Raw genomic sequence first — 24663 nt, forward strand, 5'->3', positions numbered from 1 at the left:
ATAGTTTCTATTTCTCAAACTTCTCTTTTATGTCTTCATATTTTTTTTCTCCTACATAACGCTCACGAGGAACAAAATGCGTGGAGAATATGCTCTTCGAGTCTTCATAATCAACATAATTTATTCCTGCCAGATCGGATACAGAATAAATAAAGTCTGCTGACGAATAAACTCTGTTTTTGTCAAAGACAAGATCTTTCCTGAATTTTCTGTATGACGGCGATAGCCATACAAGAAAAGGGACTTCGCTCATCGTTGGTGATACTTTTTCATAAGCATGACCTGCAAAATCTCTGTAATCGTACATTTCCTCTCCGTGGTCGGATAAGTAGATCATGGCTGCATCTTGATGCTGTAATTTTTTTAGAGAACCGATAATGCTGTTTACTATATAGTCGTTGTAGAGAACAGAGTTGTCGTAAGCATCTATTGCTTTTTTTGCTTTTTCGTCTCTGTATGGAGCATCTTTCACCAAGCCGTCTTTTTGGTTGTTGAAGAAGATGTATTCTTTGGGATATCTGAATTCATAGGCCATGTGATTCCCTATGAGATGTATGATAATCAATTTATCTTTTTTGTCATTCTTCTCCAGTATTTTATTTAATATGGGAAGGACAATATCATCGTGTTGCCTGTAAGATGCCAGATTATATCTTTTTTTCGCAAGCGATAGCAGTATGTCGTAGCTTGCCCGCATTTCGTCATTAAATCTCTGATTGCTTATAAGGTATGTTTCGTATCCCGCACGGTTGAATAATTCGTACATAGATGGTTTCTCTGTGAAGTATTCCGAATGATCTACTTCGTTCATCGATAATAAAGAACGAACCACCGGAATTGTATGCACATGTGGAGCTACTACATCATTATATACAACAAGGCTGTCTCCGTATTGTGACAACAAGGGATTTGTATTTCTTGGATAGCCGTAGAGAGACATGTGATGTTTGTTCAGTGATTCGCCAATCACTAATACCATGATTTGAGGGATAGAGTCCTTATGGTTAGTTTTTACTTCATAATCTAAGCTTTGACGTGCTTGTATCTCTTTTACCTCATGGGTTGTACGGATCTTATAGCTGATAAATGTTCTGTAGAAATTGATGAAATATACAGACCGTGATACCCTGCCTATGCCAACAATGGCTATTATTGTTATTATACTCAATATAAACAGCGTTTTATATTCTTTTATTTTGAGCTTTCTGAACGATCGCATTTTACAGATCATCACGATAGGTATCGCAGCATATACTACAACTCCGGCTATAACCCACATGCTCAGATAATGCGCTATAAATTCTTTACTCTCTTCGGGATTGGTTTCGAATAGACTGGTCACACTGTTTTGCTCAAGCATAACGTGTGCAAACAGTAAGTATGCCAGATAGATTGATCCCGGAATAATCGAGATAGCCAACATGATGGAGTATATGATCTTTTCAGATCTGGAACTGATAAATAGCGATAAGATCCAGATAGCAGCAAAGAATAAACCACAGACCAAGAAAACAGCAACTTTGTCTAAAAAAGTAAAATTTTGAGCTAAAGGGCACAGTATAGGCAGTAGGAGTAGGATATAAAATAAGAAAAAGAATTGTATTTTCTTTTTCTTTAATATGCTGTATATTTCGTTCATTGGTTACATCACAAGTGTTAATAATTTATCGTCAGTAAATCTGCCTTAGTTTAAATAATACGGATTTAGAGTCGACAAATATAGTATTTTATTCTTACTTTTGATATTGTTTAATATCACTCAAAACATAATTTTGCAGTATGAGTAAACGAACCACCAGAAAATCGAAGAATAAAGTTTCACGAAACAATTATCTATTAACCAAACCCGTATATCTTGGCGATAAGGATATTCCGATGTCTATTGAACTCGTTCAATATGATACGACACGTCTGGAGGTTAGGAATATTCAATTGCAAGAATCTATTAAGGATAAGATAGATACAACGAAGGTAAATTGGATAAAGATAATAGGGATATCTGATGCTAATACTGTATATAGAATTTGTAAAGAGCTTGGACTACACGGTTTTGATATTAAGGACCTTCTAGGAAACAGACAAGTTGTAAAGGCCGTTGGGTATGAAAATATCTCATTTGTTCTGATGTCTCTCTTTTATCAGGTAAAAGATACTACAGATATTGACGATATGCAGATTGGGTTTATTCTTGGAAAGAACTTTGTTGTTAGTTTTCAGGAGGCAGCAATCCCTGTTTTTGATGATGTAAAAAGAAATATAGAAGAGAATAATGTTGTAGTGCGTCAGAAAGGAGCTGACTTCCTTCTATACATTTTGATGAGCGCCGTGAATCAGGCGAATGTGAATACTGTAATGGATATTGAAGACAGGCTGGCTGATGTAGAAGATCATTTGATAGAAGGCAAAGGGTCTATCGATATTCTGCGTTTGATGCACGAATGCCGGGTCGATTATATGCATATAAAGCGTACCATAACTTCTCTGCGCGAAGAATTTGTCAACCTCTTGCATAACACCAACAAATTGATAGAAGAGGAAAATATTGTTTATTATAATGACTTTGATGATCGTATGCGCTCTATCTTGGGCAACTTGGCATCTTTCCATGAGTCGCTGACTTCCCTTCTGGACTTGTATTATAATAACAATAACCTAAAGATGAATGATATTATAAAACGATTGACGATAGTGTCTACCATATTTATTCCAATGACATTTATGGTAGGTGTTTGGGGTATGAATTTCAAGCTGATGCCCGAAATGGATTGGAAATATGGTTATCTCGGAGCTTGGATAACTCTTATATTGATTGCGGTTCTTTCTTACCTTTGGATAAGAAGACAGAAATGGTTTTAAGAAAAATAAAGGAAATTAAGTATGAAAAAGAGTATTGTTAAGTTGTTCTTTATGGCGTTTCTAGTGTGTTTTTCGGTACAGTCATTGCTCTCTGCACAGCTACAAGTCGTAAAACCAACAGAGGATATAAAATCATTGTTTGATAAAGGACTTTATCAAGAGGTGGTAGAACAATATGCCGCTCAGCCACGCAGCCTTTCGGCCGATAACCTTGCTTATGTAGCAGAGGCTTATTTTTACTTGGACGATCTGATCAATGCGTCGCGATATATAGATTTATCTGTACAGAAGAGTGCAAAATGTGCCCGGGCTTATTATGTGAAAGGATTAGTTCAGAATGCAAATGGCAGTGCAGATGATGCAAAAGGTAGTTTTGAAAAGGCTATCGCTATTTCTCCTGATTTTGCAGATGCATACGTCGGATTAGGTGATGTATTTGTTGCAAAGGAAGATACTGATAAAGCTTTGGAAAACTATAAGAAGGCTACATCATTTAATCCTCCGTCTGAGAAAGCGTTCTACATGATAGGAGTAATATATGCAAGCCGAGACGATCTGTCTGATGCATTGAATGTATTTTATAATGCCAAAGACAAAATTAAGAAGGATGAGGAATTGTTGGTTACAGTTCTTTATAATATAGCACGGATAGAATATGATTTTGGTAGATATACCAAAGCTGCAGAAGCCTATGAGGAATTAGTCGGCTATCTTCCTGACGATTATTATTCGTATGAAAAGCTGGTTCAGTGTTATGTTAAGCTTGGGGAGTACAACAAGGCGGCTGCATCTAAGACTAAGCTATATAATGCATATAAAGAAGGCCAGTTGGCTTCGACTACCATCTCTGATAATTTTTGTATAGATCAGTTTAAAGTTGGTTCTTTTGATGTATATGCATATGAGCGTTATGAAGAGAGCTCATCTCAGCCTTTCGTTAAAAATATATTCTATGTGATGAATGACTCGGGAGAAGTGGACTCTTCTATTTTCGTTGAATATACACCATCTCTTGATAATCAGTCAGGAGGGGAATACAAAGTTTCTAAAATAAAAGGAGTAACACGTTATACTTACGGACGTGCTTTTTCTAAGGGCGTGGAATATACCTCTCTACGTTCATATATAGAGGATGCCATTTCGGGGAAAGAAGTTCCTGTAAGTTCTAACTAATTGCTTTTTCCAGAGCTTGCCAAAGGGTATCTTTCGGTAGAGGGGCAGTGACCTCGATCCGTTCTTTTGAAACAGGATGTAGGAAAGATACTTTACGTGCATGAAGGCTGATGCCTCCATCCGGGTTAGACCTGTCGAAGCCGTATTTCAGATCACCTTTTATAGGGCATCCCATTTTAGACAGTTGTACACGTATCTGGTGATGGCGGCCTGTTTCAAGGTCAACTTCAAGTAAATTATATCTGTCGGATCGTGCTATCAACTTATAGTGCAGTATGGCTAGCTTCGAATTTGGCTTTTCCACATCGTAAGCATACGATTTGTTTTGTTTTTCATTTCTAACCAGATAGTTACTGAGTGTGCCTTCAGCTTCTTTTGGCATGTTTTTTACTATTGCCCAGTAGGTTTTGTCTATCTGTTTGTTTTTGAACATTTCATTCAAACGGCTAAGGGCTTTACTTGTCTTCGCAAAGATAACAATGCCGCTTACCGGCCTGTCGAGACGGTGTGTTACCCCGCAAAATACATTTCCGGGTTTGTTGTATTTCTCCTTTAGATACTCTTTTACAATTTCTGAAAGTGGCTTATCTCCGGTTTTGTCTCCTTGTACAATCTCAGATACTGTTTTATTGATGATAATGATATGGTTGTCTTCGTATAATACAGTCATTTTTCTCGATACCTTTGTTATATTTCGATCTAAATAAAGAAAGGGCAAAGGTAAGAACTTTTCATCGTTTTTGTATCTATTGTCATCTTTATCCCGTGCTGCTCTATTATGGTTCACTTAATTGGATTCTTACCTCGTTGTTTTACGATTGGTTTATAAAGACTATTATTCTATAAATTTTCTATAATTATACATTTGATCTTGTCTGATTTGGTATAAAAATATATCTTTGTTGAATGATTGTTCAATTATGGTATCAGAAGAATTAATATTAGAAAGAACATTCGAGCTGTTGCTCTTGAAAGGTTTTGATGCTGTGTCAATATCTGATATACAGCAAGCGACGGGTCTGTCCAGAGGTCTTCTGTATCATTATTACAAGAATAAAGAGGATCTGTTTATACAGGTTACTGAGAAGTATTTTATAAGAATATTTGATTTTGAAGTTGAACGCACGGCAAATTACACAGTTTTCGAATTTGTTGATTTTATATGTAAGCGTTTTAAGAAGATCGCCAGAATAGTCTCTGATATTGTTGGCGAAGCATCTAAGAATACAAATGTGTCGATGCTCAACTATCATTTTCTTTTCTATCAAGTGATGCAACGTGATGCCATATTTAGAAATAAATATCAGGCTACAATCGAAAAAGAAAAAATCGGGTGGGAGAGTGCGCTGAGAAATAGTGTATCGAAGAAAGAGATAAAGCAGGATACAGATATTGAAGTTTCAGCGATGCAATTGTTCACCCTGACTGATGGTATTTGGTTTCAAAGTATTTTCAGTACAGATGGAAATTCGATCGTTCAGAATCTGGAAAAGGCTTTATTACATTATATTTTTTTATTGAAGTAGTATTATTTTTTTTAATATATTGAACGTTTGTTCAGTTAGTGTATAGTATTATGGGATGGATTTATTTATTATTAGCGAGTTTGTTTGAGGTTGGGTTTACATTTTGCATATCAAAAGCAAAAGAGGCAATTGCTCCTCATTCCTATTACTGGTATATTGGTTTTGGTATTTGTCTTGCTTTGGGTATGTATTTGTTGATAAAAGCTGTTCAAACAATACCAATGGGTACAGCTTATGCTATATTTACAGGCATTGGTGCAGTTGGTACTGTATTGTTAGGTATTTTGGTATTTAAAGAGCCTTCTAGCTTTTGGCGGTTATTCTTTATTTTTACGCTTGTCTGTTCAATTATTGGATTGAAAGTAGTATCGAATTAAGACTGATATTTTTGTTTTGAAGTAAAGCGAATCAGCTTTCGTGCCTGAATACGATTTGATATGAAAAATATCACCTGTTTTTTTAATATTTTTCAGCCGACTTTATTTAGTCTATAGATTCTGATAATGAGGCTAAAAAGCTCAATAATTAGGCTGGTTGCAGCTTGCAGGGCTCTATGAATTGTGAAAATATTATCAAATTAGTTCCTATAATTTTTGGAGAATATAAATTATGTACTATCTTTGCACACGCAAAACGGTTAAGGTGCCATAGCTCAGTTGGTAGAGCAAAGGACTGAAAATCCTTGTGTCCCCGGTTCGATTCCTGGTGGCACCACTTAGTAAAAAGCTGTAATTCATTGAATTATGGCTTTTTCGTTTAATATAACTTCCCTATCTTTTATATACGGAAATACACTGTTTTACATAGGTTGTGTAAACCGATGTGTAAACCATGAGTGCGACAATTGATGTGATTTGTTATAAATCTAAAGTGTTGAAAAACAATGAGAATCCTTTGATGTTAAGAGTGACGAAAGATCGGAAAAGGCGATATTTAAGCCTTGGAATTTCAATCAGTTCAGAGTATTGGGATTTTACTAAAAACAAGCCGAAACGGAACTGTCCCAATAAAGAGCAAATATTAACCCTTATTTCAGAGAGAACAAAAGAATACAGAGAGCAAATAATTGAATATAAAAGTACAAATAAGGAGTTTACCGCTAAATCATTAATCGATAAAGTACATAATCCTATAATCAAGAAAACAGTAAAAGAAGCATTTGAAGACCAGATAGAGCGGTTATTCAAAGAAAAACGGCGTGGATATGCCTTATCTCATTTACAAGTCTTAAATTCATTATTAGAGTATAATACGCATCTTGATATTTATTTTTCGGATATGGATGTTTCTTGGCTGAAGAAGTATGAAACTTGGTTACGAAGCAACAATATATCAACAAACACGATAGGCATCCGATTTAGGACTTTGAGAGCCGTTTACAATGCAGCGATTAAAGAGAACATTGCCAAAGCGGAACACTATCCATTTAAGGAATATAATGTTTCTAAACTAAAGCAGGAAACTGTAAAGCGTTCTATTTCAAAAGGTAATATTATTTCTGTTATAAATTACCCTTATGATGGTAATAACATATATGAAATGCTTGCTATTGAATTATTTACATTCTCTTATTTAATGGCAGGGATAAATTTTGTTGATATGGCTTATTTAACCAGAGATAATATAATTGAGGATAGATTAATATACTTCCGAAGAAAGACAAATAAGTTGATAAAAACGCCATTACAGGATAAAGCAATGGAGATTATCAATAAATATTCTAATTCCGAGAATCCTTATCTATTTCCGATTTTAAACAGTTTCCATAAAACAGAGCAACAAAAAGCAAATCGAGTTCATAAGGTAATAGGTAAAGTCAATAAACGGTTAAAAGACATTGGAAAAGAGCTAAACATACCTATTGATTTAACAACCTATGTTGCACGCCATAGCTTTGCCACTGTTTTAAAACGCAGTGGAGTAAATACTTCTATTATCTCTGAATCATTGGGGCATAGTTCAGAGAAAGTTACTCAAATCTATTTAGATAGTTTTGAAAATAGTCAGATTGATGAGGCGATGAAGAATTTATTGTAAATTTAATGGGGCAGATTATCCAGCCCCATTAAATTAATTTTCAATTATATATTTTCTAATTTCAAACTGAAATAATTTAGGTTGCGTGTTAACATATTCCCAAAATTCGGGTTTGCTGATAATATTACCATACTCATTTAGAGCAATATTATGAATTTGATCATCTAAAATTAATTTAGAAATACTGCTTATACTCAATCCCAATTTACAGTAATTTATAATAATTATATCAGTTGTGCCATAGACATAACTATTATATTCCTCCTCTGATATTACTTCTAAATCATAGAGCATAAAAATCATTTTATTGAGTTTAAAACTGACAAAATCCTCTTCTATTTTTAATTTAACTAAGGCTAAATTTATTAATTCAATTTCACTCTTATTCTCTAAGTTCACATATACATTTTGAGAATGATCATAAGATTGAGATTCTCGATTGACTTCTCCAAAGGAATGTCCTACATATAATAGTATTCCTTTATTTTCTTTTATTCTATACAAAAAGTTATTATAGAACCACTTAATTTTGTCGGAAATAGAATACCTTATGATATTTGTAATAAAATTGGTGTAAAAATTTCGGGTATCTTCATGATGCAACCTTTTTATAGCTTTATCACTTTTTTTATCGTTATTATCTTTGCTCATAAGTTCTAAAACGAAAAAAAAGTAGATTTTATCTAACAAAGTATAGTTCTGATTTACAAGGTCTCTTTTGTATATAATAAGTTTGGCATTTATTTTTTTTGCTAATTCTTTTTGACCATCAAATGTCATCTTCTCATCATAAAATTCATATATTTGATTTTCTACTATATGCGATAAGACGTGTTCATCGGAATCTTGAAATGGGTTAATTAAACTATTAATTAATATATTATTTTGTAGATAGATATCCTTATCCTCGTCTTTATGTTCATTTTTTTTATCATTATATTCCTTTAAATTAGGATTAGTAACTTCATCAGGGAAAGTTCTTTTTCTTAATAATTTAATCTTATTAATCATAGACTCATAACCTGAGTTGTATTCTTTATTTTCAAGAAAAAATATATGAGGAATGAGTTTTGACAAATTATTTTGATTGAAAACATAGTTTAGACGATTAACCCTTCCAATTAGATTAGTTAATTCTTTACCATAAAGACTACGGGTATTTGTTATAAATAAGCGATCAATAGGCAGATTAATACCTTCAAGAATGACACTATTAGCTATTAAATATTTGAGTGTAGGTGTATTCTTAAAACAATATTCTAAGAATTCTTTTATTAGATCAGGTATTTTCCCATGTATGAACAACACACCTTTGTCTAAAATTTGTGTTACATAGAACAATTCATGAACTTCTGATTTAAGAATATTGATAATTTCTCGCAAACTAGCATCTTGCTCTATTTGTGGTAATTTATTATATAATTCTTTTGCTAATATTTCAACGAGTTTAGGTCTATATGTATATATAAAATTTTTCTTTAAAGAATGATTTATAATACATTCAAAATAACCTTGTTCTACAGAGATCGGATATAAAACATCAATATACTTGTCATATATGGATAATTCATTACTGTTAGATAATACATATATTTCGTATGATTTTATATTAAAATTGATAGAGTATTGTTCGATTTGAGAGTCTCCAATTGCTAGATTTCTACTATCCTCTATAAGTGGAGATAAATATATTATTTTAAGTTCTGGATTTAATAGTTTTGCAGACTCTATCAAACGAGCCAATATCAAACTTCGATTATCTCTATCTAATAAATTGTGAGCTTCATCTATGAATAGTATATCAAAGACCAGTTTTTTCCTTCTTATTAAACTCGAAGCTCTTTCTTGAGTTAGTATCCCCAAAATATCTGATTCACCATTATACATCTCATCATGAAGAATAAATTTATAGTTAAGATTCCTTTCTTTTAGGCTTTTATATGTTTGAACTAATAAGGATTTGCTTGGAACAATAACCCCTACTTTGTGGTATTGATCGTTGTATTTATGTAAATACTCTTGTATTATCTCACTTTTACCAAATGAAGTTGGGGCAATATAACTAATCTCTTTTGCTGGATTGTTTATGATATTTGTTCTTTGATTATTTTGTTCTAGTGTTTCAATATACAGACTCATTGGATTTTTAAAAAAAGCCTCAATTGCTGATTCTTGAATATTGTCTAATATAGATTCATTTATAAGCTTATTTTCTCTAATCCATTTAACGATTGGATAAAATCCAAATTGAGATGAAAAGTCTAGGAGAGGTTCATAATTATCTTGATTTAAACTGTATTTAAGTATTATGTAATATGCAATATCCAGATATGACAAAGTCTTCTTATCTTTATTATAGTAATGAATGAAGAGTAAAGATATTGATAGAATATATTCTTGTTCTTTTAGAGACATTACTTCATTTAAAGTTAATTTTTTAAATATATTTCTAAATAAATTGATATCTCTAAGCCTTGTCAAATTTTTCATACTAATATTAAGTTTATAAAGTCTTGGAACGATTTACTATTGATACATATGATAATCATTTTTCTATATCCAAATCTTTGACATAATGTTTGAAGTTTTATCTCTAGATCTTCCTTATTAATTGGATTCCAGTCATTTCCAAGATATAATGTGGAGCAAGGAATAACATTAAATTTTTTGATGTCTTGAAATATTTCATTTTCAAATTCTTCTGAATATTGTCGAATAACAGAAACAATACTTTGATTAGTATTTACATCTTGATGCCTCATGTGATTGTAAGCATTATTCCATGGATTATTAGGTATTTTTGTTTCAAGTTTACTTTTTAAGTCATTATATGCTTCTAAAATCTTTGATTCATGTTTTTCATTAACAATACCAGAAGATTTACTTTCAACAATCCAATGTTCTCCATTTAATAAATAATATCCATCAAATCCTTTCTTTACAGACCGCTCTTCTAAATTTAAGAAAAGAAATTCTTGTGAGAAAGATAAATAATTGAGATGAATATGAATAATGAACTCTGCAATAGCTCCCTTTTTCCCTTCATCATTTTTTCCATTTAGAAAATTATATAATCTACGTTTGAAGAAATCTAGTGAATATTGAGTATATCGACCTCCACAAATCTCAGTAATACTGGAAATTATTAAATTTTGAAATTCTTCATCAATTTCGTTTATATCTAAATAATGAAATATGAGTGAATCTGATTGATTTTCTATTTGTAAATTATACATAATGATTTTTTAAGAAATTCAAAAATGAAACACTAAGTGTATGTGTAATTTTTTCAAGAAGTTATATTTTGTAAACATATACACTAATTATTTATTATAAGTTAATAATATCCTCCAAATTTAACAATAATTTACAGCCAACGATCTATTTCACTAATTTAAATTCCTTTTATCAATAATGAAGGCCGTTTTTTATTAAAGCAGTCTTATTTTTATCTTTACCAAAAGTTTAAATTTACTTCTATGTCCGAAAAGTCTATATTCTATATCCAATCCTTTTTTCTAAAAGAGACAGAGTCCTTATTAAAACAATACTATGATTTTGACTCCTCTATGCTAATAGATGAAATCAAACATACAGTTGAAACTAGCGGAGTAAATTATATAACTTTCAATAATGGTATTCCTACAACCGACTATTTAAAAACATTTTATGAAAATCAGAAGATGTATTTTACAAACTCTGAATACCCATATAAAGACATTTCAGACCAATACCCCCAATATTTTATTTTCGAAGGAGAAGATAAAGAAAGGATAAAAAACGACTACTTTGTCTACCTATGTTTAGAATACATGGGATATATATACTACAAACAAGTAAATAAATTATTCGACAAATCAATCCTTATTGAATTTCTCAATCTGGAATATGAATCTGTTCTTCATAATGCCATCTATCCAGAAATACTTTCGTTGTACAAAATGATTCTTGAATCAAAAAAATATAAACACAGAGGGGATAAAATAACAATTACTTATAAACAAGATAAAATAGATATTAATACTTGTGCTTGGTTTTTGGATGACATGGAACAATACTTCAAAGACCGTTTTCCAGAACTCACATTAGATAAAATCAATGAATTACTTCCTACACCTAAGAAAGCAGGGAGAAAGTCTTCAAATCCATATGTAATGATTCTGATATGGGGAACATATCAACTCCTATACAACCATCACTCACAGTTTAAAGATTCGAAAGTAAAAATCAGCAATGAGATATGTGAGTTTATTCTTAGATATTTAGACCATCTAAATATAGAAAATGAATATACAGTCAATGATATTAGGGATAACCTTAAGGATATGATAAAACGGAACTATATACCAAAATGGAATTTACCTTGGCGTAATGTATTTTCCGATATTAAAGAAAAACAGCCTGAATCAGAATTAGGAAAGCTTAATCAACCTCTAACAAGATATAATATATCCAATCTATAATAAGATAGTTAATCACGTAATTTACAGTCTTCTATAATTTAGGGAGTAATTGACCTTCATTTCGGGTTTAATTACTCCTTTCTCATGCTTTGTCCTCTCCATACTTTTGTTTCAAACAATAACCCATAAAATAGAAACATTATGAATGCAAAGAGAAACAACAACGAAGTAAACAATCAACTAGCTTTTGAAAAATTCTGCAAATTATCACAAAAAGAATATTACATCAATGTTGAACTTAAATCAAAATTAAGAGATACAGCCTCTTTCTGGATTACAGCAACCAAAGAAAATGAAGAAACAGAAGAAATACGCTTATTTCTTAATCAAGAAATTTTAGACTTAGTTTTGAATTATTTAGAATCTGGCATACTAGGAGATATTTCAAAAATTAATCCAAATGATTTAGAATCTTTCAATAAAAAAGATATTGACTTTAAAATAAAACTATTCCAAACGGAAAAAAATAAGGGAAAGAAAGTTACATGGTCTTACTCTGTGTTATCGAAATTTTCTTCAATTTACTACAAACAAGGCGTTATAGTTTTTCATCCGTATCCACGCAAAAATAACCCTGTAAATACAGCAACCCCCAAAACAAAACAAAAAACCATCACAATGTCAAGAGAAGCTCTGCTAGAGATAGAAATAAACAACCTTAGTTTTGGTTCTAGCTACTCCCTACAGGTGCTTTCGGAGTACTATGCCTTAGTTTCTAGCAGAAAAGACGAAAAACAGATTGAAAACAATAGTATTACAGACAATAAAGAAGTGAAAAAACAAGAAAAATGTAAACGAAAAGCTTCCCTATCACTACCTAAATTACAAAGTAAGTCTAAACACCAAGTTTTGATTAATTAATGACTAAGGGAGTAATTGACCTTGATTTTGGATTTAATTACTCCTTTCTCATGCTTTACATACCCCATACATTTGTACTGTCAAACGGTTGCGCAACTTACTGACAAATTAATATAGTAATAATCTCTTAAAAATTAATTATGAAAAAGAGAAATACAAATTTGAAAGAAGCTAAAGGAGACATGTACAGTTTTGTATCGCATACATGGAATCCAATTAAGGGAAAATGTGAACATGGTTGTGCATATTGCTACATGAACCGTTTGGGAGAAAAGGCAAAACCAGTAAGATTAGACGAAAAACTATTAAATGATGATTTGGGAACAAGCAACTTTATTTTTGTTGTAACAGGAACAGATATGTTTGCTAGTAATATTCCATCGGAATGGATTACTAAAACCCTTGACTATTGCGACAAATTCGATAATAAATATCTATTCCAATCAAAAAATCCTCGCAGATTCCTTGAATTTATTGAACACCCTGTATTTAAGAAATCAGTTATTTGCACAACGATCGAATCAAACAGGGATTATCCAGAAGTTATGAATAATGCACCTAAGATTGAAGAAAGGGTTTCAGCAATGGAAGAAATCGGAGCTAAAGGATTTGAGACTTATGTAACTATTGAGCCTATTATGGATTTTGACCAAGAAGAACTTGTTGAGCTTATTAAAAGATGCAAGCCAACACAAGTAAACATTGGCGCAAGAACAGGAAGAAAAATAGAAATACCAGAACCAACCAGAAAACAAATTGTAAACCTTATCAAAGAATTAGAAAAATTTACCACCGTGGAAGAAAAAAAGAATTTAGCTAGATTAACCAATATGGAAAGAATTATGGAAAAAGAATTAACGCAAATCAAACAACAACAAGTAACATCAAGTGAAATGAAAGTACAAATTATGAGAGAAACAGAAGATGGAAGTTATATCCCGAATAAGAGCAGAAGAAGATTTGCCTTAATAAAAGAAAATCGCCCAATACAGGAGAAAAATGTATGCTATTTCCTTCAAAAAATTCATGCTGGAAATTACAACAAAATACTACCGATTATAACTATTGAGGCAATGAAGTTGGTTGACAAATGCAATATAGTGGACTTTGAAGGCAACTCAATAGAAAAGGACAATGCTTCTGACTATCTGGTCATTCTTGATGGACAACATCGCATCAAAGCTTTCAGTATGGTGAACGCTACCTATAAAGGGACTGACAGAGAAATAGTAATACCGAATGTTCATATTGAAGATGAAATTGAGAATGTCAGGGAATATCTTGTTAACATCAATACAGCAGGACACGATTGGTCAAAAGCAGATAAGGCTTGTGTGTCTGCAATTAATTCTCAAAACAAATGTGTTCAGAAGACAGATGAGCTTATAAGGAAAGGCTTTAACGCAAGTGCAGCCACTCATCTATGTATGGGAAAGAGACTATCTCCTTCTGAACAGAAGGAATTGCTAATATCAGGAAATGTAAATTTCATCACTAGTGAGGATGAAGATAAACTAACCCAAAGAGCAGATGGATATTACACAATAGGAATGTGTATAAAAGATATGAATATAAAAGTACTAACAAAAAGATACTATGTGATAGGATTTATCCACTTCGCAGAATCCAGAACGGATGCAGAAGCTCTAACAGCTTTAGGAAAACTCTCTATCGATGACTTTAGAGAGACAAAAGATGAAGGATTGTTTATGAACAGGCTAAGAGATGCCCTTATAGCCTAAGGTCAACCAGAAAGGAGCTATCCGTCTATGTGCGGATAGTTTTCTCCTTTGCTAACATTTGCATAAAGATCTTATGCCCTTATTTATAATTAAGAGCATAGTTGATTCCATCTAATTAGTAAACATATACTGCAATAATGATTCTGTTTAGGGACAGATACCAACTCGACAAGGGGAATTTTCGTATAAGAGGATGATATTTTGAATAATAAGGGAACGGGGAAAAATAGTTTCGGGGTGGTACAGAAGAAATTTTTACCCGTATTCCCCACATTAAATATTTTATGTTAATTTGCACATCTAATAAAAATATTACGATGAAAAGAGTGCCCATACCCATTAAACATAAGCAATACCTATCTGATGCTTTAAAAAATGAAGGTTATCCGAATATTCCTAGAAATACCATACTAAAAAAGACATTGCCTGGTCTGGGTGCTACCTATGGCGAAATAAATGCAAAGAGACATTCTATCATCATAGAACCGAACGTTCCTGTAATTACAGGTAAAACAAAAGATAAGCCTGAGTTACTTGGAGTCTATGAAGGTGTAACAAAATCCAAAATAGAGAAATACCTCAAAAACAGGGAAATTAAATACAAGAAATTAATTACTACACCTGAAAGTTACCATTTAATAAAAGAGGTCTGTTTAAATAGAAATGTAAAAATAGATTACTATAAAGATTTCTTTTGCCTATTCGATGAATGCGAAAAATTGATTCAGGATGTTGATTATAGGAATAATATAACACAGCCGATAAATGATTTTTTCTTGTTTGAAAATAAGGCTTTTGTTTCTGCAACAGCACTAGATATGATTCATCCCGAATTTGAGAATCAAAATTTTCAGATTTTGGAAGTTGAGCCAACTTTTGGTTATAAAAAAGATTTAGAGCTTATTATTACTAATACATATGAAGTTGCTGTTTATAACAAACTAATGGACTTAAAAGACAGTGCACATATTTGTATTTTTCTTAATAAGACCGATAGTATCGATAAACTGATAAATACACTAGGGATCGAAAAACAATCAAAGATATTTTGTTCTGAAAAGAGTGTACAAAAGCTAAAGAAGAAAGAATACAATATTGCTTCTGACAGTATTGAATTACCTTTGGCTAAATATAACTTCTTTACTTGCCGTTTCTTTTCCGCTGTCGATATTACTTTAAAGTATAAGCCAGATATTATTATTCTGACTAATCTGAAAGATGCGAATCATACAATGATAGACCCATTTACCGAAGCGATTCAAATTTATGGACGTTTTAGGGATAAACATTTTCGAGGTGAAATTCCATTTAATTCACTTACTCATATAACAAATATCAATACTCACTTTAAGGTAAAAACAGGAAGTGATATAGACCGAGTAATAGAGATAGGCAAGGGTTATTATGATGAATTAAAACAAGATTTGGAAAAAGCAACTGACGATATAACAAAAGAAGCTATAACTAAACATATACAATCTACACCATATACAGAACTGTTAGATCAAAACGGAAATATTAATTATTTTTCTCAGGATAATTTATATAATGAGGAACGGGTAAAAGGCTATTATTCAAATCCTGAATTATTGATACAGGCTTATAAAGACACAGAACATTTTAATGTGACTGAAATTGTAAATAATTCTGCGTTTACTTTCGATACGGATTATTTCCAAATGAAGAGTATGCCAACAAAAGAAAAGAGAAAGCATATTGTTATGTCATTGGAAGAGCTTCTTAAACAAAGAGAAATTAATCCTGATTTTGACATTAAAACTCCTAAAGAGTTAATTAAACAAGTTGAAATTACGTCTACCGAAAGAGGTGAGTTTATAGTAGAGTGTTTTGATTATCTAGGTAAAGAGAGAATAGAGGAAATTGGCTATACAAGTCCTAAAAAGTTAGGAGAAGCCCTAATAAAAACTAAGTCTGAGCGAAAAGTTATAGATTTATTCCATGTAATACAGGATGAAATACGGAAAACTCATGGCATTGGAATCGAACTTACAAAAAATGAAGCTAAGGAACTTATTTCAGATATCTATAAAGACAATGGTATAGAGCTGAAAGTAATACAGGATACAATAAAGCTTTTTTGTAAAGTCAGTGAGAATAATTCGAAAACTCCTTCTACATATACAATTAAAGGGTTTAAATCTGAATTGGATATGTATTCCTTATAACATAACCTATGATAGTATGAACAGATTAATATTGATTGGCAATGGCTTTGATCTTGCACATGGTATGAAAACAAACTATAAGGATTTTATTGAACATCTATGGTTTGGTATTTATAAAGATTTAGAAAATGAAGCAAGGAAGGGTGCTGTCAGATACACTTCTGAATCTCGCATTTTTAGAGATAGTAATAATTTAGTTGAAATAACATATTCGAATATCGGGTATAATGAACTCAATGGATATATGCGTATAAGAACTAAGAACTACGTTTTTGATATAAATATTCCAAAAGATGGTATCTCTGTAAGTCTTGATTCTAAATACATTAAAGATATAATTGCGGGAGTAACAAAAATAGGATGTGAGTTTACAAACAGTTTTTTCAAAATTATAACAAATAATTATACTCGAAAAAATTGGTCTGACATAGAAGCTGATTATTATAAAGAATTATTAGCCAATAGGAATTCTGAGGACAATATAAAAAATCTGAATAAAGACTTTGATCAAATTAAAAAAATGCTAAAAACTTATTTAGCATCATTAGACAAACCTCATAAACTAGATAAGATTGAAGAGTTAATATACTCTCCAATAAGAATAAAAGATATAAAAATAGATTCATTGGGTAATTTCAAAAAGCAATTAACTAAACATGTTCAGTTTTTATCAAAAGAACAAGATGTTAAAAATTGGTTTAACAAAATGATACTTGATTATGATCCGCTAGCTATAATTAATCGCATTAATGATACTTTTTCAGTGCAGATTGCCGAAATACTTCTAGAAAGAGAAGAAACCACTGAATCTAATGCATTTTTCCGACCATCCAATGTTTTGCTATTAAACTTTAACTACACAGAAACAGATACATTATATATTGATAGAAAGGAAGCAAGAGAGCGAGATTTTCCTCTTGATGATATTTTAGTAAATCGAAACTCTATACATGGAACAATATCGCCAGATGACAATCATATGATATTCGGGTATGGAGACGAAGAAGCCGATGAATATAAAGAGTTGGAAAAATCTGAGACACTAGGATTATTGGATAATGTAAAATCTATCAACTACCTAAAAACATCTAATTACAGAGATCTGGAAAGATTTATTGAGTCAGATTCTTATCAGATATTCATTATGGGAATGTCATGTGGTATGGCAGACAGAACCATACTTCGCAAATTATTTCAACATGAAAATTGTATTTCTATAAAGCCATTTTTCTACGAAAAGATGAATGATGAAAAAGAAATTGAATGGGATAATTACACTGAATTAGTCCAAAATATATCCCGTTGCTTTAGTGATAAAGATTTACTCCGCAGTACTGTTGTAAATAAAGTTGAGTGTTCAAAACTCCCGCAATATAATGATTGATATTTATAAAGACAATGACACAGAACTGAAAATGATATAGAATTATGTTTTTTTTGTGAAGTCCGTGAGAGTTATTAAAAACTCTATCTACATTTACAATTAAAGAGTTTGGATTAGAATTAGATACTGATTTTTATAACATAACCCCAATATACATTATGAAAAATAATATTCTTCAATCAAATAACACATTTATATTGCCAGACCAAAACAAAAATAACAAGATTACCGATAATGATATAAAAAAGAATCAGTTAAGAATAACAGTGGCATGTAAGAAATACTTTCCAGATTATAATGATATACTAATATTCGAGCATAATAAAGAAATATATAATGTCAAGTTTACGAATAAGAATGCTCCAGATAAAGATAGAAGCCATATTTTAAAATTAGGCAGCACCCTAATGAATAAATTGAATATAAACACTAATTCTAGTGTGAAAATTACAATACTAGGAAACAAACGATATAAAATTGAGCTGATTTGAATACCTCTCTATTCAAATTTAAATTCGGGATAAAACCTGTTCGGGGGCATATAGAAGAAATTTTTATAAAAAATCTCCAACTATAACATGCTTGCGCTAAAAGAACCTTATCTATAAAAATAACCCTCCCCCTTAAATGAAAAGTAACTTTATATACATATGGAGTCCTTTAGTACCCCTTATGACCCCCGCAAAGTTCGATAAGAAAAAGAATGCTTTAAAAACGCACAACGGTACTGTAAAAAACAATCGGATTCCCAAGAAAAAATCTATTTCCCTGAAAACTGATTTATTAAAGTTCAATATGTAACTTCTTGATTAGATTTTAAATCAGATTATTTTACCGATAAAGCAGAATAAAAATAAAATACAACTATTTCAAAAATTATCAATCCAACTATTTGTAACTGAAATGCTTTTATCTAACTTTGTCGCAACTCCTATTTATCGAAGGGTCGATATTGGAGGGACTTATTAGTGAAAGCATAAAAGCATTATTCTTGATTTGAAAATCTCGACAATTTTTAGCCATCAGGGAATAATAGCAACTCGCTTTCATGTCATTTGGAATGTATAAACCTATTTGGTATTATATAAGATAATGGCATGAGGCGGTTGTCTATTTATCTTGAATGGCAGGGAGTCGAGACCCTTCAAATCAGGTATTTGGCAATCGTTCTCATGCTTTTTTATTTTATTTAATCGTCTTTTAAGAGGACAGAAAGACATAAACAAATTTATTTACTATGGGAGAAAAAAAGACAAACCTACCTCTTACTATTATTGGAGCTATTACAGTTCCATTGATTCTATTATTCGTGGTTATTGATATTGCCAATGATTTAAGAAACAGTAACCCTTATGGCAATAGTGTGATGTTCGCTTGGATAATCTACATTATTGTAATTGCAATATTTGAATATTATTGGCTAAACAGATAACAACTAATTTATTAAAAGAAATGAAACAGATTAAATTTATTACGGTATTACTTCTATTCGCAACTATGGTATTTAATATTACAGCTTGCAGCAGTGATAATGAAGACGGCACAAAAGAGGATAATTCAATTATAGGCAAATGGAAAGTAATGGGTGAAGGTCATACTGATACATATGAAATAATTGAGTATAAATCTAATGGGACGTTTGAGTATTTCTATACAAAAGATAGTTATAGTGAAACAGGTAAATATAAAATTGAATCGGATAAGTTATATTTAATCTGGGATGAAGATGATGTTCAAGATTGGGATATTTATAAAATACATGAATTAAATTCTATTAGTTTAATTATAGAAGGATATGACATTAAGGGGAATCTAAAGGGGTATAACGAAAATTTCCAGAGAATAAAATAATAAAGTTATAATAACGGCAAGCATGAAATATTGTTTGCCGTTTTAGTATAGAAAGAATTAAATTAGTATTAATCAAGTAACTTGTGTAAACCAGTGTGTAAACCGAGTATAATGAAAGATAGAATAATATTCGAAATAAGAGGTTGAATAACACGCAAAACGGTGGTGTATAGCTCAGTTGGAGCATTGAAAGCGAAGGCTTGCCGAGCTTTTAATGCAGGATAGAGCAAAGGACTGAAAATCCTTGTGTCCCCGGTTCGATTCCTGGTGGCACCACTTTTAGAGAAAGCAAAAAGAAGTAAACTCCTGATATTCAGTGAATATCGGGAGTTTTTATTTTTACCCATTACGCAAAAAACAGCAAATTTCAACCTACTTCGGTGGAGCAAAAGGTGGAGCAAATTAGAGAGATATTTATCTCCACCTTTTGACCTTAATTGTCGCTGACTGTCAGCTTGTTGCGTAGCGAAACTCTTTCCACTTTTCCCTAATTTTGTATCACTTAAAACAAGTAGAAAAATGATGGAAAGAAATTCATTTAGTGTTTTGTTTTTCCTAAAGAAAACAAAACTATTGAAGAACGGTGAAGCCTCTGTATGTATGAGAATTACGGTAAACAATGTCCGTGCTGAAACGAATATCCGTAAAAGCATTAACCCCTCCCTGTGGAATCAGGCAAAGGAATATTCCCGCGGTAAAGACCGCAAATCAAACGACCTAAACAAGTTTATTGACGAAGCCCGAATCAAGATGTATAATATCCATGCTGATTTAAAACAAGAAGGCTTACCTATTACAGCTACTATTCTTCGGGATAAGTTCTTTAGCTTGGATAAGAAAGAAGAACCAAAAACACTTATAGCCATTTTTCAGGAGCATAACGATCGGTGTCGCCAATTAGTAGGTAAAGACTTTGCTTTAATAACTGTACGTCGTTATGAAAGCTGCAAACGTTACTTAACCGAACTTATCAAAATCAAATATGAAAAGGAAGATTTACCACTCAAGGATATAAATGGAGAATTTATTAGGGCTTTTGATTTCTATTTAAAAACAGAAAAGGAATGCGCTCAAAATACTGTTATCCGCTACATGAAGTGTTTGAAAAAGATTACGAATTTATCTCTTGCCAATGAATGGATAAGCAAAGATCCTTTTACTGGAATCAAATTTCATGAAAAAGAAGTGAACAGGGAGTTTCTTACATGGGATGAACTGCAAACGGTAATTAATAAAAAGTTTGAACTGCCTCGTATTGATTTGGTTCGGGATATTTTCATTTTCTGTGCGTTCACTGGGCTATCGTTCATAGATGTAAAGCAACTGACATCAGAACATATTGTAAAAGACCGAGAGGGAAATTTTTGGATTCGGAAGGCTCGACAAAAGACTAAGAATATGTGTAATATCCCACTGTTGGATGTTCCTTTGGCGATTATTGAGAAATATAGAGGTTATCCACTCTGTGAAAAACAGAATGTACTACTGCCTGTTCCCTGTAATCAAAAGATGAATAGTTATTTGAAAGAAATCGCTGATTTGTGTGGAATAAAGAAGAACCTTAGCACTCATGTTGCAAGACACTATAAAATCTTTTATAAACTATTAATCAGTCGATTATGCAGTCTTCGTTTTTCAATTGGTAACGATTTAGAAACTAGCTTGGTTCTTAGATATGCTTAATTTCCTCACTATATTAAAGAGCGACTTATCTTTGTCAAAGATAGAAAATAATCCTTGTGTGTGTGCTCTAATTTCTATTAATTTACTGCAACAAATAATTCAGTAACATACTCAATATAAAATCATATGAAATAATTACCTTTGCATTAATAAAATAGAATAATGACGGATTTATCCGTTTATATATAACATAACGTTCGCTGAAAGTCTCAACACGAAAACTGGTAATTTTCATTTTGAAAGGGCTAATAGCACAATGTTCATGCTATACGAAAGTATGGCGTGGGCTTGCTTGTTTCTTTCAAAGGGTATACCAGTACCTCCTATTGGAATGGTGTGAGTTCCACGTATTCTATTCTTATGAGATCTGCAAATTATATTGAGAGAAATATACAAATATTTTGTAGATCATTTCTAAAACATAGTTTTGAACAGGTAGAAAACTTTTCGCATTAAGTGCGATAAATTGATAATTTTTATTATACTATTGTGGTTGATAATTTTTATTAATAATTTAGATTTGAGTATTATGCAAATTAAAGATTCAAGTACAAAGATGCGATTGTCTGTTTCAAAAATAGCAGACAAAGATGATGAAGGTAAAGAACAACTAATAATTGAAGTTCTGGAAGACTGTAATTTATTTGATTACATGGTTTTGGACACTACCTATAATAATGATGGGAGTGTATCAAATCTTTTAAGGCATTGTTATTTATTCCCAGACTATGAGGTCAAAAAAGGAGAAGTAGTGCGACTCTATTCGACCAAAGGAAAAAACAATAAAGGGCAGTTCACTAATTCAAAAAAGACTTATCATACTTTCTATTGGGGATTAGATAAATCAATTTGGAATAATGAAAAAGACAAAGCCTTGCTAATGAAAATAGCGAACAGAATAGTAACAAATGTCTGACAAGGTTCGATATGAATAAAAGATCAAGAGGGTGTGTCAAAAGTAAAATTTACTCTCTGAGATTTGAATATTTGAAATCAATCTCAGATACAGACCCGAATAAAAACAATAAAAAGAGGGTGTGTTCATACTTTTGACACACTCTCTAGTTGCTTATTTTAGAATATTTTGTTATTTTACTCCAGTCACCGTAATAGAATAAATACCAACATTGCCAGCTTTGTATTTTGCAATGGTTACTTCATCCAAATGTTCTTGTAATACATCATCAGGAATAACAACCGTTTTTGTTCTTTCCACTTTAATATTGGCGAAGTTTGCTTTTTCAATTTCCATTAAATAATCCTCTTTTTGAATAGCACTGGCTATACACCCTGCATACATCGAAGCATTATCGGTAAACTCTTTCGGAAACACACCGTTCAGCACAACATCGGAAATACAGAAATGTCCGCCTTTTTTGAGAACACGATAAATCTCTTTAAAAATCTTATCTTTTTCAGGCAGCAGATTCAGTACACAATTACTTACAACCACATCGGCTGTATTATCAGGCACAGGCATTTCCTCAATATCTCCTTCCATAAATTCAACATTGGTGTAACCACGTTTGGCTGCATTTTTTCGAGCTTTCTCTATCATTTGAGGAGAAAAGTCAATGCCGATCACTTTACCGCTTTCGCCTACTTCGGCTCGTGCAATAAAACAATCGTTACCTGCTCCCGATCCTAAATCAATCACAGTATATCCCTCTTTAATCCCTGCATATTCTGTTGGTAATCCACAGCCTACACCCAAGTCCGCATCAGCTTCGTATCCTTTCAATTGGCTGTAATCTTCACTCATTATGGTAAATACCTTTTTCGATGGTATAGTCGGGTTAGTGCCGCAGCAACAACCCGATTTAAGCAATTCGCTATTTAAAGCCAATTCACTATACCGTTGCTTTACCATCTCTTTTTTCTCTTTATTTGTTCTCATCAATTCAGTGTCTTATATTATTTGACAATTCATTTCCTTTTATCTCTTTTAGGTAAAATTCATAAAACGCTTTCTTAATTTCGTCACGTACCCGGATATACTCGGATTGAATAAACTTAGGTGTGCCCACAGCATCGGAAGGATCGTCAAAACCTATATGCAAACGGTGTTTTACTTTCCCTGTAAATGTAGGACAGCTTTCATTCGCACCACCACAAACGGTAATTACATAATCCCATTCGTCATTCAGATATTTGTCAAGACTATCAGAAGTATGATGTGAAATATCTATCCCTGCTTCTTTCATTACTTCAACAGCTTTGAGATTTAGTTTTCCGCTCGCTTTTGTCCCTGCCGAGCAGACAATAAGCGAAGGATCGAACGATTGAAGGAAACCATGAGCCATCTGACTACGGCAACTATTGCCTGTACAAAGAATAAGTACTTTCATCACTGTATTACTTTTATTTTATTTTTAGTTGTTTGATCATTTTACTATTAATCATCGGTATACCTATGCAGACAGTTTGTTGCCCTAAGTTGGTATAGCCATTCTTTAAAAAGAAGGCGTTAGCAGTAAGAGATACATCCGCACTAAGTTCTTCTATTCCGACTTCTTTGGCGTGTTGCTCGATAGTTGATAACAGAGCCTTTGCAATACCCTGCCCTTGAAAATCTTTATGGATAAAGAGGGTATTCAAATAGCCATCGGGTTTTAAGGAGCAGAAGCCAGTTATTTGATTCTCGATTTCACAGACAATGAAATATTCTTCATTTATACGTTGCTGCCAAACATCATTCTCAACTCCACGTTTTGCCCACAAGTCAACCTGCTCGGATGTATAATCTTTGATATTTACGGATAGTATTGTTTCCCGATAGAGTTTCTTTATCTGCTCTATATCTTCTGGTTTTGCTGATCGGATTGTATTCATATAATGGATAATAAAATTTTTTAGACTTTTAATTCGCTGTTCGTAAAACAACGAATTATTGTTTTAAAT

Annotated in this window: 22 protein-coding genes and 2 tRNA genes; 17 read left to right on the forward strand and 7 right to left on the reverse strand. The window is 32.1% G+C overall.

Annotation, left to right across the window (positions count from 1 at the left end; translation table 11 throughout):
* Positions 1-7 precede the first annotated feature (7 nt).
* Complete coding sequence (locus QOX35_RS05860; RefSeq protein WP_283686148.1) at positions 8-1639, reverse strand: sulfatase-like hydrolase/transferase; 1632 nt, start codon at positions 1637-1639, stop codon at positions 8-10.
* Positions 1640-1779: 140 nt separating this feature from the next.
* On the opposite strand from QOX35_RS05860, the gene corA reads away from it, so the two are divergent.
* Entirely contained in the window at positions 1780-2856 is a 1077-nt protein-coding gene (gene corA / locus QOX35_RS05865; protein WP_283686149.1) for a magnesium/cobalt transporter CorA, read from the forward strand.
* A 21-nt stretch (positions 2857-2877) separates the two neighbouring features.
* The gene (locus QOX35_RS05870; RefSeq protein WP_283686150.1) at positions 2878-4029 is read left to right on the forward strand and encodes a tetratricopeptide repeat protein; all 1152 of its coding nucleotides are present in this window, start codon (positions 2878-2880) and stop codon (positions 4027-4029) included.
* Here QOX35_RS05870 and QOX35_RS05875 read toward each other — a convergent pair.
* Complete coding sequence (locus QOX35_RS05875; protein WP_283686186.1) at positions 4022-4699, reverse strand: RluA family pseudouridine synthase; 678 nt, start codon at positions 4697-4699, stop codon at positions 4022-4024. The genes QOX35_RS05870 and QOX35_RS05875 overlap by 8 nt on opposite strands.
* A gap of 250 nt (positions 4700-4949) precedes the next feature.
* Between QOX35_RS05875 and QOX35_RS05880 the strand changes: the two genes are divergently transcribed.
* The 4 genes from QOX35_RS05880 (at position 4950) to QOX35_RS05895 (ending at position 7592) form a co-directional block, all read left to right on the forward strand.
* A complete protein-coding gene (locus tag QOX35_RS05880) occupies positions 4950-5555 on the forward strand; it encodes a TetR/AcrR family transcriptional regulator (RefSeq protein ID WP_283686151.1) in 606 nt (201 codons plus the stop codon).
* A gap of 50 nt (positions 5556-5605) precedes the next feature.
* On the forward strand, positions 5606-5932 hold the full coding sequence (locus tag QOX35_RS05885) for a DMT family transporter (RefSeq protein ID WP_135105136.1): 327 nt from the start codon (positions 5606-5608) through the stop codon (positions 5930-5932).
* A 264-nt stretch (positions 5933-6196) separates the two neighbouring features.
* A tRNA-Phe gene (locus QOX35_RS05890) sits at positions 6197-6269 on the forward strand.
* 117 nt (positions 6270-6386) lie between these two features.
* On the forward strand, positions 6387-7592 hold the full coding sequence (locus tag QOX35_RS05895) for a site-specific integrase (protein WP_283686152.1): 1206 nt from the start codon (positions 6387-6389) through the stop codon (positions 7590-7592).
* A 33-nt stretch (positions 7593-7625) separates the two neighbouring features.
* On the opposite strand, the gene QOX35_RS05900 is transcribed toward QOX35_RS05895, so the two are convergent.
* Entirely contained in the window at positions 7626-10082 is a 2457-nt protein-coding gene (locus QOX35_RS05900; RefSeq protein WP_283686153.1) for a DEAD/DEAH box helicase, read from the reverse strand.
* A complete protein-coding gene (locus QOX35_RS05905) occupies positions 10079-10828 on the reverse strand; it encodes a hypothetical protein (RefSeq protein WP_283686154.1) in 750 nt (249 codons plus the stop codon). The genes QOX35_RS05900 and QOX35_RS05905 overlap by 4 nt, the downstream gene beginning before the upstream one ends.
* Positions 10829-11071: 243 nt before the next feature.
* Between QOX35_RS05905 and QOX35_RS05910 the strand changes: the two genes are divergently transcribed.
* The 11 genes from QOX35_RS05910 (at position 11072) to QOX35_RS05960 (ending at position 22678) form a co-directional block, all read left to right on the forward strand.
* Positions 11072-12055: a hypothetical protein gene (locus QOX35_RS05910; RefSeq protein WP_283686155.1), complete on the forward strand. Its 984-nt coding sequence runs from the start codon at positions 11072-11074 to the stop codon at positions 12053-12055.
* 141 nt (positions 12056-12196) lie between these two features.
* Positions 12197-12916 (forward strand): hypothetical protein, encoded by a 720-nt coding sequence (locus tag QOX35_RS05915; protein WP_283686156.1) that lies wholly within the window; start codon positions 12197-12199, stop codon positions 12914-12916.
* Between the two features lie 140 nt (positions 12917-13056).
* Complete coding sequence (locus tag QOX35_RS16440; protein WP_349630693.1) at positions 13057-14658, forward strand: hypothetical protein; 1602 nt, start codon at positions 13057-13059, stop codon at positions 14656-14658.
* A gap of 284 nt (positions 14659-14942) precedes the next feature.
* Complete coding sequence (locus QOX35_RS05925) at positions 14943-16844, forward strand: hypothetical protein (protein ID WP_283686157.1); 1902 nt, start codon at positions 14943-14945, stop codon at positions 16842-16844.
* A gap of 16 nt (positions 16845-16860) precedes the next feature.
* Positions 16861-18228 (forward strand): AbiH family protein, encoded by a 1368-nt coding sequence (locus QOX35_RS05930; protein WP_283686158.1) that lies wholly within the window; start codon positions 16861-16863, stop codon positions 18226-18228.
* Between the two features lie 158 nt (positions 18229-18386).
* On the forward strand, positions 18387-18719 hold the full coding sequence (locus QOX35_RS05935; RefSeq protein WP_283686159.1) for a hypothetical protein: 333 nt from the start codon (positions 18387-18389) through the stop codon (positions 18717-18719).
* 746 nt (positions 18720-19465) lie between these two features.
* Positions 19466-19660: a hypothetical protein gene (locus tag QOX35_RS05940; protein ID WP_283686160.1), complete on the forward strand. Its 195-nt coding sequence runs from the start codon at positions 19466-19468 to the stop codon at positions 19658-19660.
* Between the two features lie 20 nt (positions 19661-19680).
* Positions 19681-20079, forward strand: a complete 399-nt coding sequence (locus tag QOX35_RS05945; protein WP_283686161.1) for a hypothetical protein — start codon at positions 19681-19683, stop codon at positions 20077-20079.
* Positions 20080-20243: 164 nt separating this feature from the next.
* Positions 20244-20355 (forward strand) — tRNA-Phe (locus QOX35_RS05950).
* A gap of 246 nt (positions 20356-20601) precedes the next feature.
* Complete coding sequence (locus QOX35_RS05955; protein ID WP_283686187.1) at positions 20602-21762, forward strand: site-specific integrase; 1161 nt, start codon at positions 20602-20604, stop codon at positions 21760-21762.
* 529 nt (positions 21763-22291) lie between these two features.
* Entirely contained in the window at positions 22292-22678 is a 387-nt protein-coding gene (locus QOX35_RS05960; protein ID WP_283686162.1) for a lamin tail domain-containing protein, read from the forward strand.
* Positions 22679-22849: 171 nt separating this feature from the next.
* On the opposite strand, the gene arsM is transcribed toward QOX35_RS05960, so the two are convergent.
* The 3 genes from arsM to QOX35_RS05975 are packed head-to-tail and all read right to left on the reverse strand — an operon-like array spanning position 22850 to position 24594.
* Positions 22850-23659, reverse strand: coding sequence for an arsenite methyltransferase (arsM, locus tag QOX35_RS05965; RefSeq protein ID WP_283686163.1), 810 nt, complete (start codon positions 23657-23659; stop codon positions 22850-22852).
* Positions 23660-23663: 4 nt separating this feature from the next.
* Positions 23664-24110, reverse strand: coding sequence for an arsenate reductase ArsC (locus QOX35_RS05970; RefSeq protein ID WP_283686164.1), 447 nt, complete (start codon positions 24108-24110; stop codon positions 23664-23666).
* Between the two features lie 13 nt (positions 24111-24123).
* Positions 24124-24594: a GNAT family N-acetyltransferase gene (locus tag QOX35_RS05975; RefSeq protein WP_283686165.1), complete on the reverse strand. Its 471-nt coding sequence runs from the start codon at positions 24592-24594 to the stop codon at positions 24124-24126.
* Between the last annotated feature and the right edge of the window lie 69 nt (positions 24595-24663).

The organism is Dysgonomonas sp. Marseille-Q5470, from assembly GCF_951230145.1.
Classification (GTDB): Bacteria; Bacteroidota; Bacteroidia; order Bacteroidales; family Dysgonomonadaceae; genus Dysgonomonas.

Excerpts from the sequence above, each read along its gene's own strand:
- QOX35_RS05860 (WP_283686148.1), bottom strand. The coding sequence starts at position 1,639 with ATGAACGAAATATACAGCATATTAAAGAAAAAGAAAATACAATTCTTT.
- corA (WP_283686149.1), top strand. The coding sequence starts at position 1,780 with ATGAGTAAACGAACCACCAGAAAATCGAAGAATAAAGTTTCACGAAAC.
- QOX35_RS05870 (WP_283686150.1), top strand. The coding sequence starts at position 2,878 with ATGAAAAAGAGTATTGTTAAGTTGTTCTTTATGGCGTTTCTAGTGTGT.
- QOX35_RS05875 (WP_283686186.1), bottom strand. The coding sequence starts at position 4,699 with ATGACTGTATTATACGAAGACAACCATATCATTATCATCAATAAAACA.
- QOX35_RS05880 (WP_283686151.1), top strand. The coding sequence starts at position 4,950 with ATGGTATCAGAAGAATTAATATTAGAAAGAACATTCGAGCTGTTGCTC.
- QOX35_RS05885 (WP_135105136.1), top strand. The coding sequence starts at position 5,606 with ATGGGATGGATTTATTTATTATTAGCGAGTTTGTTTGAGGTTGGGTTT.
- QOX35_RS05895 (WP_283686152.1), top strand. The coding sequence starts at position 6,387 with ATGAGTGCGACAATTGATGTGATTTGTTATAAATCTAAAGTGTTGAAA.
- QOX35_RS05900 (WP_283686153.1), bottom strand. The coding sequence starts at position 10,082 with ATGAAAAATTTGACAAGGCTTAGAGATATCAATTTATTTAGAAATATA.
- QOX35_RS05905 (WP_283686154.1), bottom strand. The coding sequence starts at position 10,828 with ATGTATAATTTACAAATAGAAAATCAATCAGATTCACTCATATTTCAT.
- QOX35_RS05910 (WP_283686155.1), top strand. The coding sequence starts at position 11,072 with ATGTCCGAAAAGTCTATATTCTATATCCAATCCTTTTTTCTAAAAGAG.
- QOX35_RS05915 (WP_283686156.1), top strand. The coding sequence starts at position 12,197 with ATGAATGCAAAGAGAAACAACAACGAAGTAAACAATCAACTAGCTTTT.
- QOX35_RS16440 (WP_349630693.1), top strand. The coding sequence starts at position 13,057 with ATGAAAAAGAGAAATACAAATTTGAAAGAAGCTAAAGGAGACATGTAC.
- QOX35_RS05925 (WP_283686157.1), top strand. The coding sequence starts at position 14,943 with ATGTTAATTTGCACATCTAATAAAAATATTACGATGAAAAGAGTGCCC.
- QOX35_RS05930 (WP_283686158.1), top strand. The coding sequence starts at position 16,861 with ATGAACAGATTAATATTGATTGGCAATGGCTTTGATCTTGCACATGGT.
- QOX35_RS05935 (WP_283686159.1), top strand. The coding sequence starts at position 18,387 with ATGAAAAATAATATTCTTCAATCAAATAACACATTTATATTGCCAGAC.
- QOX35_RS05940 (WP_283686160.1), top strand. The coding sequence starts at position 19,466 with ATGGGAGAAAAAAAGACAAACCTACCTCTTACTATTATTGGAGCTATT.
- QOX35_RS05945 (WP_283686161.1), top strand. The coding sequence starts at position 19,681 with ATGAAACAGATTAAATTTATTACGGTATTACTTCTATTCGCAACTATG.
- QOX35_RS05955 (WP_283686187.1), top strand. The coding sequence starts at position 20,602 with ATGGAAAGAAATTCATTTAGTGTTTTGTTTTTCCTAAAGAAAACAAAA.
- QOX35_RS05960 (WP_283686162.1), top strand. The coding sequence starts at position 22,292 with ATGCAAATTAAAGATTCAAGTACAAAGATGCGATTGTCTGTTTCAAAA.
- arsM (WP_283686163.1), bottom strand. The coding sequence starts at position 23,659 with ATGAGAACAAATAAAGAGAAAAAAGAGATGGTAAAGCAACGGTATAGT.
- QOX35_RS05970 (WP_283686164.1), bottom strand. The coding sequence starts at position 24,110 with ATGAAAGTACTTATTCTTTGTACAGGCAATAGTTGCCGTAGTCAGATG.
- QOX35_RS05975 (WP_283686165.1), bottom strand. The coding sequence starts at position 24,594 with ATGAATACAATCCGATCAGCAAAACCAGAAGATATAGAGCAGATAAAG.